The sequence below is a fragment of the Deinococcus frigens DSM 12807 genome (assembly GCF_000701425.1).
GTDB classification, from domain to species: domain Bacteria; phylum Deinococcota; class Deinococci; order Deinococcales; family Deinococcaceae; genus Deinococcus; species Deinococcus frigens.
In genome coordinates this window covers 92,396-105,132 of record NZ_JNIW01000003.1, presented here as the reverse complement: position 1 = coordinate 105,132, position 12,737 = coordinate 92,396, and the positions used below count along the sequence as shown (strand labels likewise).

12 protein-coding genes are annotated in these 12,737 nt (G+C 64.7%); 4 read left to right on the top strand and 8 right to left on the bottom strand.

Annotated features, from left to right (window positions below; genetic code table 11):
* The first annotated feature begins 145 nt into the window (after window positions 1-145).
* The gene (locus tag Q322_RS0102060; RefSeq protein ID WP_034417289.1) at window positions 146-1,345 is read left to right on the top strand and encodes a MalY/PatB family protein; all 1,200 of its coding nucleotides are present in this window, start codon (window positions 146-148) and stop codon (window positions 1,343-1,345) included.
* Between the two features lie 13 nt (window positions 1,346-1,358).
* On the opposite strand, the gene hisG is transcribed toward Q322_RS0102060, so the two are convergent.
* On the bottom strand, window positions 1,359-2,012 hold the full coding sequence (hisG, locus tag Q322_RS0102055; protein WP_029475448.1) for an ATP phosphoribosyltransferase: 654 nt from the start codon (window positions 2,010-2,012) through the stop codon (window positions 1,359-1,361).
* Window positions 2,009-3,166, bottom strand: coding sequence for an ATP phosphoribosyltransferase regulatory subunit (locus Q322_RS0102050; RefSeq protein WP_029475445.1), 1,158 nt, complete (start codon window positions 3,164-3,166; stop codon window positions 2,009-2,011). The genes hisG and Q322_RS0102050 overlap by 4 nt, the downstream gene beginning before the upstream one ends.
* Before the next feature lie 168 nt (window positions 3,167-3,334).
* Here Q322_RS0102050 and Q322_RS0102045 point away from each other — a divergent pair, with 168 nt between their 5' ends.
* The 3 genes from Q322_RS0102045 to Q322_RS0102035 all read left to right on the top strand — a co-directional run bounded on the left by Q322_RS0102045 (window position 3,335) and on the right by Q322_RS0102035 (window position 5,442).
* On the top strand, window positions 3,335-3,937 hold the full coding sequence (locus tag Q322_RS0102045; RefSeq protein WP_029475444.1) for a hypothetical protein: 603 nt from the start codon (window positions 3,335-3,337) through the stop codon (window positions 3,935-3,937).
* Between the two features lie 19 nt (window positions 3,938-3,956).
* Window positions 3,957-4,583, top strand: a complete 627-nt coding sequence (locus Q322_RS0102040) for a YczE/YyaS/YitT family protein (protein WP_051668006.1) — start codon at window positions 3,957-3,959, stop codon at window positions 4,581-4,583.
* A gap of 268 nt (window positions 4,584-4,851) precedes the next feature.
* Window positions 4,852-5,442 (top strand): hypothetical protein, encoded by a 591-nt coding sequence (locus Q322_RS0102035; RefSeq protein WP_029475439.1) that lies wholly within the window; start codon window positions 4,852-4,854, stop codon window positions 5,440-5,442.
* A 25-nt stretch (window positions 5,443-5,467) separates the two neighbouring features.
* Here Q322_RS0102035 and Q322_RS0102030 read toward each other — a convergent pair whose 3' ends face one another.
* From Q322_RS0102030 to Q322_RS0102005, 6 genes are all read right to left on the bottom strand, one after another.
* Window positions 5,468-6,487, bottom strand: coding sequence for a lipocalin family protein (locus tag Q322_RS0102030; RefSeq protein WP_051668004.1), 1,020 nt, complete (start codon window positions 6,485-6,487; stop codon window positions 5,468-5,470).
* A 149-nt stretch (window positions 6,488-6,636) separates the two neighbouring features.
* Window positions 6,637-7,347: an ABC transporter ATP-binding protein gene (locus Q322_RS0102025; protein WP_029475434.1), complete on the bottom strand. Its 711-nt coding sequence runs from the start codon at window positions 7,345-7,347 to the stop codon at window positions 6,637-6,639.
* Between the two features lie 83 nt (window positions 7,348-7,430).
* The gene (locus Q322_RS0102020; protein WP_029475432.1) at window positions 7,431-8,279 is read right to left on the bottom strand and encodes an ABC transporter ATP-binding protein; all 849 of its coding nucleotides are present in this window, start codon (window positions 8,277-8,279) and stop codon (window positions 7,431-7,433) included.
* Window positions 8,276-9,913 carry a branched-chain amino acid ABC transporter permease gene (locus Q322_RS0102015; protein ID WP_029475430.1) on the bottom strand — a complete coding sequence of 546 codons (1,638 nt, stop codon included), beginning with the start codon at window positions 9,911-9,913 and terminating at the stop codon, window positions 8,276-8,278. The genes Q322_RS0102020 and Q322_RS0102015 overlap by 4 nt, the downstream gene beginning before the upstream one ends.
* Window positions 9,910-10,923: a branched-chain amino acid ABC transporter permease gene (locus Q322_RS0102010; RefSeq protein WP_029475428.1), complete on the bottom strand. Its 1,014-nt coding sequence runs from the start codon at window positions 10,921-10,923 to the stop codon at window positions 9,910-9,912. The genes Q322_RS0102015 and Q322_RS0102010 overlap by 4 nt, the downstream gene beginning before the upstream one ends.
* Window positions 10,924-11,295: 372 nt before the next feature.
* Window positions 11,296-12,453: a branched-chain amino acid ABC transporter substrate-binding protein gene (locus Q322_RS0102005; protein WP_029475426.1), complete on the bottom strand. Its 1,158-nt coding sequence runs from the start codon at window positions 12,451-12,453 to the stop codon at window positions 11,296-11,298.
* Between the last annotated feature and the right edge of the window lie 284 nt (window positions 12,454-12,737).

Here is a 12,737-nt window from a genome sequence, read left to right as displayed (position 1 = left end):
CAGCACAGTGATCCCCTTGCCTCCCTTCTAAGGGGAGGTGCCCCGAAGGGGCGGAGGGGTTAAACCGTGGCGGCGGACGGAGAATCTATGTCTCAATCCCTTCGACTCGCAGACCCCTAGACCCGCCACGGCGTATCCTTTTCCCATGACCCAGACGGAGAAACCGCCCGCCTACCCCACCCTCAGCCCCACCGAGCTGCGTCACCCGGATTCGTTGAAGTGGACGCTGTACGGCGAGGACGTGATCCCGATGTGGATCGCCGACATGGATTTTCCGGTGGCTCCCGCGATCATGGCGGCCCTGCGTGAGCGGCTGGAGCGTGGTCTGGGCTACCACCAACTGATGGGCGACAGGGTGCTGGACGGTCTGCTGCGCGCCAAACTCGCCACACACGGCCTGAGCGATCTGCCCGAAGGCGGCGTCGCAATGCTTCCGGGCGTGGTGCCAGGCATCTACGCCTCGGTGGCGGCGCTGACGCAGCCCGGCGAGCGGGTGCTGACCATGACGCCCGTTTACCACCCCTTCCACCTGAGCATTACCGGGCAGGGGCGCGAGGTTTCGGCGGTGCCGCTGCTGGACTGCCCCGATGGGTATCAGATTGACTGGGAGGGCCTGGAGGCTGCCGCGCAGGACACGGGTTTGCTGCTGTTGTGCCACCCCCACAACCCTACCGGGCGCGTGTGGACACATGACGAACTGGAGAAACTGCGCGATCTGGCCGTGAAGCATGACCTGTACGTGTTGAGCGACGAATTGCACGCCGATCTGCGCTTCACTGATGATGCCTTCGAGTCCTTTGCCGCCGCCGAGCGCGTCCATGACCGCACCATCACCGTGACCGGGCCGTGCAAGGCGTTCAATACCGCTGGCCTGGGCATCGGCGCAATGATCGGCCACGACGCCGAACTCGTGAAGCGCGTGCGCGCCGCCGCCGGGGGTCTGATGGGCCACGAGGGGGCCATCAGCGTGACCATGTGGCAGGCCGCCCTGCAAGGCGGCGGCCTCTGGCTGGCCGATACGGTGGCCTATCTGCGCGCCAACCGCGATTTTCTGACGGATTATCTGCGCGAGCACCTGCCCGCCGTCAAGTTCCATCCGGTGGAAAGTACCTATCTGGCGTGGCTGGACCTGCGCGACTGCCCGCACGCCGGGGACATTCAGAAATATTTGCTGGAAGAGGCGAAAGTCGCGATGCACGACGGCCCCACCTTCGCCCCGGAAGAATTCAAGCCGCAAACGCAGGGTTTTATCCGTCTGAACTTCGCCACCAGCCGCGAAATCCTGACCGAGGCGCTGGAGCGGATGCGGCGGGCGCTGACCGGGGCGCTGACCGGGGCGCAGTAAGCGGTGACCCGGTCTATCTCCTGGTCTGGGATTCCTCGCCCACGATTGTCCTCAACCTCTCGATTAAAGGCCGCAGTCGCCCTCGCCGCAGCTTCAGGGCGGCGCGGTTGACGATCAAGCGGGCGCTGGACTCGAACAGCACGTCCACCTCTTCCAGGTTATTGGCCTGCAAAGTGCTGCCCGTTTGTACCAGATCGATCACCGCCTCGGCCAGACCGGTCAGGGCGGCCAGCTCAATGTTGCCGCCCAGCTTGACCACCTCGGCGGGAATGCCGCGCGCGTTCAGGTAGGCGCGGGCGACGCGCGGGTACTTGGTGCCCACCCGCACAAGGGGCGCAGCGGCCCCCACCTCGCGGATCAGGGACAGGCGACAGGCGGCGAAGCGCAGATCGACGGGTTCGTAGACCTCGCGCCCGGATTCGGTCAGCACGTCCTTGCCCACGATTCCGGCGTCGGCCACGCCCAGATCGACGTACACTGGCACGTCCTGATTTCGCAGTTCCAGGACCGTTATGCCGGGAAATTCGTGGCGCAGGGCGCGGGACTTCTGGGGCAGCGTCAGCGGTAGGCCCGCCCGTGAAAGCAGTGAGATAGCCTCTTCCAGAATGCGGCCTTTGGGCAGCGCCAGCGTCAGGTGATCGGGGGCGCGGATGGGGGCGGGGGTCACGGGTTTACCCCCGCGTCAAACAGGTCCGAACCCCGCGCCCAGCGCCGAATGCCCCGCGCCACCGAATACTGTTGCAATTCGGCCAGATCGTCGGTCCAGGCCAGCTCGGCACACAGGCCAGCCCCGCGCGCGGCCCCGGCCCCGGCAGCGTCCAGTGCGAGCACCACCTCCGGCTGGGGGGGCAACTGGGGGGCGGCGGCGCGCAGCAGGCGTTCCAGGCCTACCGCGAAGCCCGCGCCGGGCAGCCCGCCGTCCAGCGTGTAGCGGCCTCCGCCCAGCACCGGCTGGTTGGGTCCCGCCGCGTAGGCGCGGAAGGTCAGGCCGGTGTAGTAGTCGTAGCGGCGGCTGGCTCCCAGGTCATACAGCAGGGTGTGATTGTAAAGTGCCGCGACGTCCCGTAGATGCCCCACCGCCGCGCGTGCCCGCCCTCCCTGCGCCAGCCCGGCAGCGGCGTCCAGCACCTCGGGGCCGCCGTACAGATCGGTCAGGGCGTGCAGGGTTCGCGTCACCTCGCCCGACAGTCCGTGCTGGGATGAGAGCAGATCGATGTCCGCGCCGCTCTTGCGGTCCACCGCGCCGTGCAGCGCCTCGCGGGCCGAGCCGTGCAGGCCAGCGTCCTCCAGAACAGCGTCCACGAAACCGGGGAAGCCGACTTCCAACTCAGCGCTCACGCCCACCTCCATCAGCGCCGCCGCCGCCAGGTGCAGCAGCTCGGCGTCGGCGCGTGCGCCCTCTTTGCCGATCAATTCCACGCCGGTCTGCCCGAACTCGCGCAGGCGGCCCAGTTCGCTGGTCAGGGCGCGCAGCCACAGTCGCCCGCTGTAGTGCAGGCGCAGCGGAAACGGCCCGCCCGCGAATCTGGCGCGCACCATGCGGCCAATCGCGGTGGTGAACTCGCTGCGCAGGGCCAGTACCTGCCCGCCCGAATCGATCAGCTTGAAGGCGCGGGCGTCCTGCGGGTGGCGGGCGTCGGCGTACTCCAGTGCCGGAACTTCCACGCCCCGGTAACCCCAACTGCCGAACAGCCCCGACAGCCGGGTGCGCAGGGCCTCGCGCTGCTCCCATTCGGGCGGCAGCACGTCGCGCGTGCCCTCGGGAATGGGGGCGGACGGTGGGGGAGAGGGGGCACGGGTGGGCGAACTCACGGGGGGCATTGTAGGGGCTGCGTGGGTGGGAGGGGCGGCGAGGCGGGTTCACAGCAGGCGAGCGCCTCGTCTCCCGTGAGATTGAACATCTCCCAGGTCTGCTGCCCGTCCCGTCCGGGTCTCCTCTGACCCTCCAGAGTGCCGTCCACACACGCCCTACCCGTTATACTCCGGGCCATGCGCCGCCGTCCGCCCTTTTTGCCTGCCGCCGCGCTGTTGCCTGCCCTGGGGCCTATTCTGGGGCTGCTGCTCCTGGGCGGCTGCGCCCGCACCACCGACACCTTTAAGCCGCGCATCAGCATCAGCAGCACCACCGGCGGCTCGGTGAGCCGGGAAAAGTCGTTCCTGGTGGACGGTTACGCGCTGGACGACACCGGGGTCACGCAGATCACGGTGGACGGCAAACCCATTCCGATCCTGCCGGGCAGCCGCAAGCTGGCGCGCTTTCGGTTCAAGACATTGATCGAGGGTTCGCAGGGTAAATACACCATCAAGGCGCGTGACGCGGCGGGCAACGAGGCCACGCTGGTGCTGCCGATCAGCGTGGATACGGTCAAACCCACCATTGAGGTCACGCGCTTCGAGAAGAGCGGCAACGCCATCCGGGTCTCCGGCGTGGCCAGTGACAACACCGGGGTGGCGCAGGTGTTGGTGGACGGCAACAGGTTGAACATCACCCCCGGCCAGCGCGTGGAATTCTTTGCCGAGAGCACCGGCATCTGGGCCGACATCACCGTGATCGACACCGCTGGGAACCAGGCCACCCTACGGGCGCGCTGATCGGCTGCCCGGTTGCCAGGTGACGGCCTCCGCATTGCTGGCCGGGCTGGTCCGTCCCTCGCGGCCTGCCCGCCTGGCGCTGCTGCTGGTGGGTCTGTTCCTGTACGGCCTGAGCCTGCGGATGATGCTGGACGCCAACGTGGGCGTGGCCCCGTGGGAAGTGCTGCACGTGGGCCTCACACGTCACCTGCCCCTGACGGTGGGCGTGGTCAGCATTCTGACCGGGGTGCTGATCGTGGCGTTCACGGCCCTGCGCCTGCGCGAGCGCGTCGGCCTGGGCACCCTGCTCAACGTCGTGCTGATCGGGGTCTTTCTGGACCTGCTGGCCCCACTGGTCCCTAACCCCGTCTCTGTGGGATGGCGCTGGGTGCAGTTCCTGCTGGGCGTGGGGCTGCTGGGTTTTGCCACCGGGGCCTATGTGGCGGCGGGTCTGGGCGCTGGCCCCCGCGACGGCCTGACCCTGGCCCTGGGCCGCCTGACTGGCTGGCCCGTACCGCGCATCCGCAGTGGGATCGAGCTGGCCGTGCTGCTGCTCGGCTGGGCGCTGGGCGGGCCGCTGGGCTGGGGCACGCTGGTCTTCGCGCTGGCGGTGGGTCCGGCGATGGGCTGGGGGCTGGGCCTGTTCGGGGTAGGGAAGAAGGGGTAAGGCGACTGACAGACTGGGCAAGAGTCTGGGCAATTGCCGAGGCCCAGAGATCATCAGTCGAAAGCGACAAAAAGCGTCCACGGGGTACTTGTCGAGTATGGACATGAAGAGGGGGCAGGGCATTCAATCGTCCTTGTCTCTGATGCTGTCACATGCATAGATGTTTTTGAGTTCTGTTCCGGCTAGGAATAGAAAGTGAGGTCCAGAGCTGCTCCCTCTCATTTGTGTCAATTCTGCCATTCAGACCTTTCCTGTACCATGCCGCACCGTGCCCACTGCATCCCAGACACATCCCAGCCGGTCCCACCTGCTCGGCGCGGCCACGTCCATCCTGATCAGCACCATCTTCGCCGTGATCTGGGGAATCAACGGCAGTCTGGCGCTGTCGGGTGGCTGGCGTGTTGCGGCGTTGGGCGTGGTGGCAGTGATCACGGCGGCGCTGGTCTGGGTGGCGCTGAACTTCCACCGGGCGGCGGCCCACGCGTCTGTCGGTGCTGACGCGCCCCTGCCCAACCCCTTCCTGACCACCGCCTACTGGGTTTCCGTGATTGTCATGCTGATCGCCTTCCCCGTCGCCGCCAGAACCCTGACCGCCAACGGGCTGGAGGACGCCATCATGCCCGCCGCCGTGATCATCATGGGCCTGCATTTCATTGGTCTTATCTCAGCCTTCCGCAATGGCATTTACGCCTGGGTGGCCGTAGCGTTCTGCCTTCTGGGGATAGCGGCGTTGTTTCTACCCGTCGAGATCAGGGTTGCCGTGCTGAGCCTGGGTTGTGCCGTGATCCTGTGGCTCGCCATGATGCCGCTGGCGTTGCGGTTCCTGGGCCAGCTCCGGCAGCGCCCTACCCCCAGATGATGGGCGGGGCGTCGGCTCCCAGCGCCTACTTGGCCGGAATGCTGAACTGCCCGCCCTCTTCTTTCGTCAGCACGCCGCCCACGAATTCGCCCATGCCTTCAGCCGTGATGGCCTGCCCGTCTAGCGTTCCCGTGCCGCGTACCGGCCCTTCCCAGTACGCCACCGAAGTGGTCTTGCTCAGCAGTTCCTGCTCGTCGCGCAGGGGACTGAGGTCCAGCGCCAGATTCTCGCCCCCCACCTTCCAGCTCAGGGTGTAGTCGCGTCCGCTGGGGCTTTTCCAGACGCGGCCCGGCGTCATGGTCACGTCCCCCACCCCACGCGCCACGCCCTCGGGGCTGACCAGTGAGGCGGCCACCTGCACCACCTCATCTGCCGAGTTCCTGACCCGGTACAGCATCAGGTCCGAGCCGTCCGAGAGGTGCAGGCCGAACCAGTCCCACTTGGCCTCCCGGCCTGGCTGCTGATCACCCCACTGGTGGTCCAGCCAGACCTGCCCGCTGGCCTGGCGGGTTTCCTCGCCCACCTGCACCGTGCCGCCCACGTCCAGCCGGGTCACGCTCTGGTAGTACATGCGGCCAATCTCGGCGGTACCGGAGTAGCCGGGCGGATGGACCACTGCCGTTTTGGCCGGGGTCAGCGTCAGGTTCAGTGGGCCAGCCGTCAGCTTGAAGGGTGCGTCTTTTCCAGTGCCCTGAACCAGCTTCCAGTCGCCCTGCGACACGCTCAGGGGCGGAAAGCCAAAGGTGGCCTTCTGATCACCATTTTCCACAAAGTACAGCTTGTTGTTCTTGAGGTCCGCCACGGCAATATGCGAGGCGTGGTACGGCAGTCCCCGGTAATTCACCTTGAACTGCGCCCAGTGAAAGGCCAGATCAGAGTCGGGCAGTACACCGGACACGTACCACCACTCGGTCCCAGAATTTTTGGCTCCCAGATCATCCGCCGCCGGAACACGCGCCGGATCAAAGGCCATCGGCGCAGGCACGCAGGCGGTAAGGAGGAGACTGCCCGTGGCAAGGGCGGCGGCGAGGTGCAATCTGTTCATGCCTACAGGGTAGCCGCCCTAATCCGGCATGACCTGAAGATTTGACCCAAAGCCAGCTCAATATCACTAGCCCCGTGCAAATGGCAGGGGCCGGAGCGTTCACCCCGGCCCTTCCCCCTTAACCATCAACTTTCTACCATCAACCAGTCTTACTCGTCGCCCAGATACGCCTTACGCACGCTCTCGTCCTTGGCGATGTCGCTGGCCTTGCCGCTCAGCTTCATCTCGCCGGTTTGCAGCACGTAGGCGCGGTGGGCAATCGCCAGGGCCATGTTGGCGTTCTGCTCCACCAGCAATACGGTGGTGTTGTGGTCCTTGTTCAGCTTGACGATGATGTCGAAAATCGCCTCCACGAACAGCGGCGACAGGCCCATGCTCGGCTCGTCCAGCAGCAGCAGGCGGGGATTGACCATCAACGCGCGGGCAATGGCGAGCATCTGCTGTTCGCCGCCGGACATGGTGCCGCCCAGTTGGTTTTCGCGCTCCTTCAGGCGGGGAAAGTAAGCGAAGCCCTCCTGCACGCGCTCCTCGATCAGCTTGCGGTCGGTGATGGTGTACGCGCCGACCTCCAGATTCTCACGGACGCTCAGTTGCGGAAAGATGCGCCGTCCCTCCGGCACGTGGCTCATGCCCATCTGCATGGTCTTGTGGGCAGGTTTTCCGGCGATGTCCTCGCCCAGATAGGTCAGGGTGCCGGTGCGCGGTTTCATCATCCCGCTGATGGTCCGCAACGTGGTGGTCTTGCCCGCCCCGTTGCCGCCGATCAGGGCCACGATCTCGCCCTCGTAGGCCTTGAGGGTAATGCCCTTGAGGGCATGGATGTGATCGTAGTACGAGTGGATGTCGCCGAGTTCCAGCATGGCCGAACCCGAAATGTCGGGGGTGGTCTGGCTGGGGGTGGGTGCAGTGGTGGGCTGGGTGCTGGGCTGGGTGGTGGATTGGGTCATTTGGGGGCTTCCTCCTTGCCGTATTCACCGGCGGCAGCTCCGCGTCCCAGGTACGCTTCCATCACGGCGGGATCGTTGCGGACCTGGTGGGGCAGACCCTCGCTGATCTTGGTGCCGTAATCCAGCACCGTGATGTACTCGCTGAGGGTCATGACCAGCCGCATGTCGTGTTCGATCAGACACACCGTCACGCCCAGCTCGTCGCGCACGCGGCGGATCAGGGCTTTGAGGTCCTCGGTTTCGCGGGGGTTCATCCCGGCGGCGGGTTCGTCGAGCAGGATCAGCTTGGGCGTGGTTGCCAGGGCGCGGGCGATTTCCAGTTTGCGCTGATCGCCGTAGGGCAGGTTGGTGGCGATCTCGTTGCGCCACTGGCTCAGGCCCACGAAGTCCAGCATCAGGCGGGCGGCCTCACGCGCCTCGTGTTCGGATTCGTGAAAGCGGCGGGTCCGCAGCACGGCGTCCACGAAGGTGCTTTTGAGGCGGGTATTGCGCCCCACCATGATGTTTTCCTCGCTGGTCATGCTGGAAAACAGCCGGATGTTCTGGAAGGTCCGCGCGATTCCGGCTTCGGTGACCTGATCGGGGCGCAGGCCCACCAGCTCACGCCCGGCCAGCTTGATGCTGCCGCGTGTGGGCGCGTAGATGCCAGTGATCATGTTGAAAAAGGTGGTCTTGCCCGCGCCGTTGGGGCCGATCACGCTGACGATGCTGCGTTCGGGAACGTGCATGGTCACCGAGTTCACGGCGGTCAGGCCACCGAATTCCTTGGTCAGCGCGTCCACTTCCAGAATGCTGCCGCCGCTGGCCGGGGCCGTAGTACCAAGGCGGGTCGTGGTCTTGATCATCGGTCGCCTCCGGTCTTGTCGTCTTCCTTGGTGGTGGCCAGTCCGGCGCTGTACACGTCGCCGCCTGCATTCAGACCACTGGCGTTACCGTCGACGCTCTCGTCTTCCTGATCGTCCTCATGATGCAGCTCGCGGGTGCGCCGTTTGTTGGGTAGCAGGCCCTCGGGACGCAGCAGCATCATGGCCACCAGGATCGAACCGAAGATGAAGCGGTTGAAGTTTGCAGGGTTGACCTCCTGCGGAATCCAGGACACGTTGGCGCTGGCCTCGCCCAGACCCGGCAGAATCCGCAGGTTCAGCAGCGTGACCACTGCCGCGCCCAGGATCACGCCGCTGAACGATCCCATGCCGCCCAGCACCACCATGCTCAGCACGGTGATGCTTTGCAGCAGGTTGAAGCTCTCGGGGCTGATAAAGGTCTGTTTGGCCGCGAAGATCATCCCCATGACCCCGGCGAAGGAGGCCCCGGTGGCAAAGGCGATCAGCTTGGTCTGCATCAGCGGCACGCCCATCGCCTGCGCCGCGATCTCATCGTCGCGAATGGCGATCCACGCGCGCCCGATCCGGCTGTTGTCCAGACGCACGTTCACCAGCAGGATCACAGCAATGACGATCAGCACCAGGACGTACAGGAACATCAGGTAATACTGGTCTGGCCGGAAGCCCAGCGCCCCGACCAGGCTGTTGAACCACGGCACCGAGGCCGTGCCGATGGGGGTGATGCCCTGCGAACCTGCCGTGTACAGACCCAGGTTGTTGGCCAGTACCCGGATCACCTCGCCCAGGCCCAGCGTGATGATCGCCAGATAGTCGCCCTTGAGCTTCAGCACCGGCAACCCGATCAGCACGCCCACCAGGGCGGCAGTCATGACGCTCAGGGCCAGGAACAGCCAGAAGAAACCGGGATTGATGCCGCTGGCCACGGCGTCTGCCGACCCGGAGAACAGCACCAGAATGGAGCGACCTATCAGAATGATGCCTGAGAGCAGGCCAAAGCCCGCCAGCAGAAAGCTCAGGTTGCTCAGACGGGTGGGGGCGACGCGCCCGTGCAGCCCCCGGATATAGATCATGCTGCCTGCCGTGACCGCCGCCAGCACCAGGCCGATAGCCAGGGTGCCGCTGCCGGTGGTGCCGGAGTTCTCGCCGTAATACTTGAGCACCTCCCCGAAACGCGGGCTGGCAAAGATGCTCCAGGTGTAGGCCCCCACCGCGAAGAAGGCCACGTAGCCCAGGTCCAGCAGTCCGGCCAGCCCCACCACGATGTTCAGGCCCAGTGCCAGCGCAGCAAAGATCATGATCTGGATGCTCAGGTCCAGCAGACTGGTGTCCGCCTGACCGGCCAGCGGCAGCACGAACAGCAGGCTGCCGATGCCCACCAGCAACTTGGCCCAGTTGGCTGCCTTCCACAGGTACGCGAACAGCACATTTGCCAGGAACAGCGAGACGACCAGCGCCTCCACCACCTTGTTGCGCAGGACGTCGCCCAGAGGCCCCAGGTTCCTCATGATGTCGGTTTCGTGCGAGATCAGCAGCAGTACGCTGGTCACGATGAAGAACAGCACCAGCCAGATGGTCCGGTCCGGCTTGACGAGTGGGCGGCGGACGGCGGGTTTCACGGGACTGGCGACCGTCATACCTTCTCCACGTTGCTCTTGCCGAGCAGGCCGGTGGGTTTAAAGATCAGGATCAGCACCAGCACGATGAACGGTCCAATCTTGGAATAACTGGCGTCAATGGTGCCCAGGTTGGCAAGCCCCAGCAGGTTGCCGAAGATGTTGGTCACGCCGATCAGGTTCTGGATCACGCCCAGCAGCAGGCCGCCCAGCACCGCGCCGGGAATGCTGCCGATGCCGCCCAGCACCGCTGCCGTGAAGGCGATGATGCCCGGATCGAAGCCGCTGTAGGCGTTGATCGTGCCGAACTTCAGACCAAACAGCACGCCGCTGACGCCGCCCAGCGCCCCACCGATTAAAAAGGTGGCGCTGATCATCAGGTTCGAGTCGATGCCCATCAGTCCGGCGGTCACGCGGTCCTGGGACACGGCGCGAATGGCCTTGCCCAGCCGGGTGCGGTTGACCACGTAATTCAGCGCGCCCAGACTGACCAGGGCCACCACCACCAGAATCACGTCCTTGAGCTGCACGTCCACACCGATGGTCCGTAAAAAATTACCCACCGGGGCACAGGTACTTTCCGCAGCACAGAACTTGTCGCCAAATCCGGCAGGCAGCGTGTAAGTCAGGTCAAAACGGCCCTGCAAACCCTCCAGGAACCGCAGGGTGTCTTGCAAGATCAGCGAGACGCCAATGGCCGTGATCAGCGGCACCAGCCGGGGCGACCCGCGCAGGGGCCGGTAAGCCAGCCGTTCGATCAGCACGTTCAGCAGCCCCGAAACTGCCATGGCGGCCAGCAGCGCGATCAGCAGCTTCAGGTAGCCGTTCATGGCCGAGTCCTGGAGGATGCGGAAGACCTCGAAGCCCACCACCGCTCCGGTGATGAACACTTCCGAGTGGGCGAAGTTGATCAGTTGCAGCACGCCGTACACCATGGTGTACCCCAGCGCGATGATGGCGTAGACGAAGCCCAGAACCAGGCCGCCTATAATCACGTTGACGATAAAGGGCAACAGGATAGAAAGTTCCAAAAAAACCAGCTCCTTTCAATGAATGAAGGGGGTGCGGTGGGACACGGGACAAAACAATGGTTGTGAAATCAACTGCATTCTACTCTTGGGGTGGGGCGCGGGTTAAATGTGGAATCACTTCCAGAACCTCTCTCTGTGTCCCCGATGTCTCGTACAGACTCCGATTGAAGGGTGTTTCCAACACCCTTCAATCCGAACGGAGTGAGAAGGAGAAAAACGGGTTCTGGGCGTGGAGTGCAGGAAGCGGCGCTGTCCTGATTTCTGCACGAAACAGACGGAATCCGTATCAAAAAGCCGGCGTTGAAACGCTGTGTTCGCAAAAAGAGGGGGCCAGGCACGTAGCCCGGCCCCACGGTCAAAAAGTGCTGGGGATCAGTTCTTGGGAGGCTTGACGGGCAGGCTGGTTTCCAGCACCGACTTGCTGTCCTTGATGGCGATCACGTACAGCGTGGCGGCCTTACGGTCCCCGACGCTGTTGAAGCTGACCTCACCCGAGAGCAGGCCCTTGTAGGTGCCCTTGCGGATGGTGTCCATGACCAGCTTGCGGCTGGGGGCCTTGCCACCGTTGGCCCTGGCGGCGTCCAGGATGCCCTGCAACGTCACCTTGGCGGCGTCGTAGCCGAAGGCACCGAAGCCCTGGGCGGGCGTGTTGAAGGTCTTCTGGAAGCTTGCCGCGAAGACCTTGGCGGCGGGCAGCGCTTCCAGCGGCGCGGCCACGGTGGTGAAGTAGATGTTGTTGGCCCCGGCCTTGCCGACGATGGTTGCCAGTTCGCTGCTGTCCAGACCGTCGCCGCCGACGACAGGGGTGGTGATGCCCGCGCCGCGCAACTGCTTGATGAACACGCCGATCTGGTTGTAGATACCGCCGAAGTAGATGGCGTCAGGCTTGGTCAGCTTGATCTTGGCGACGATGCTGGAAAAGTCGCTCTTTTCCTCGGTGCCCTCGTTGCCGGAGATGGTCACGCCCTTGGCTTTCAGGGCCTTCTCGACTTCGCCCGCCAGACCTTCACCGTAGGCGGTCTTGTCGTTCAGGACGTAGACCTTTTTGGCCTTGAGGGTATCGGTGATGAAGTTGGCACCTGCCGGACCCTGCGAGTCGTCGCGGGCCACGATGCGGTTCATGTTGGCCAGGCCCCGGTCGGTGACCTGGTTGGCGGTGTTGGCCGGGCTGACCATCACCAGGTTGCTGGGCAACAGTGCGGCGCTGGCGGGAATCGCCACGCCGCTGTTCAGGGTGCCCACCACGGCCAGGATCTGGTTGTCAGCGGCAATCTTGCGGGCAGCGGCAGTGCCGGTCGCGGGATCGGCCTGATCGTCGTACGGCACGAGCTGAAGGTTGAAACCCGCCTTCTTGAACAGCGCGGCGTACTCGTTGACAGCCAGTTGCACGCCATTGCGGATCTGGGTGCCCAGGTTGCTCTGGCCGCCGGACAGCGGGCTGATGGTGGCGATCTTGATGGTGGTCTGCGCGCCAGCGGTGCCAAGGGCCAGGGCGGCGAGTACAGAAAGGCTCAGTGCAGTCTTCTTCATAATTCCTCCGGGTATAGATGCGCCGCCGGACCCTGGGGCCTGGGGGCGCTGTGGTTGCGATACAGCAGATTCTAGAGACGAGTTAAGGTGAAGTCAATGCGTCCCTCATCTGACCTTTGGAACGTCGGTGTGAAGATGAGCCGCAAGCAGAAGAATAATTGCGCCATGCGGCCCGGTTTGAGCAACGAAGGTGCGATGAGATGGGGGTGTGCGATTCCTCACCCCATCGTCTTAATCAAGCTGGGGGTCCAAAGGGATCGCCATTGGCCCGGTCCATTGACTAG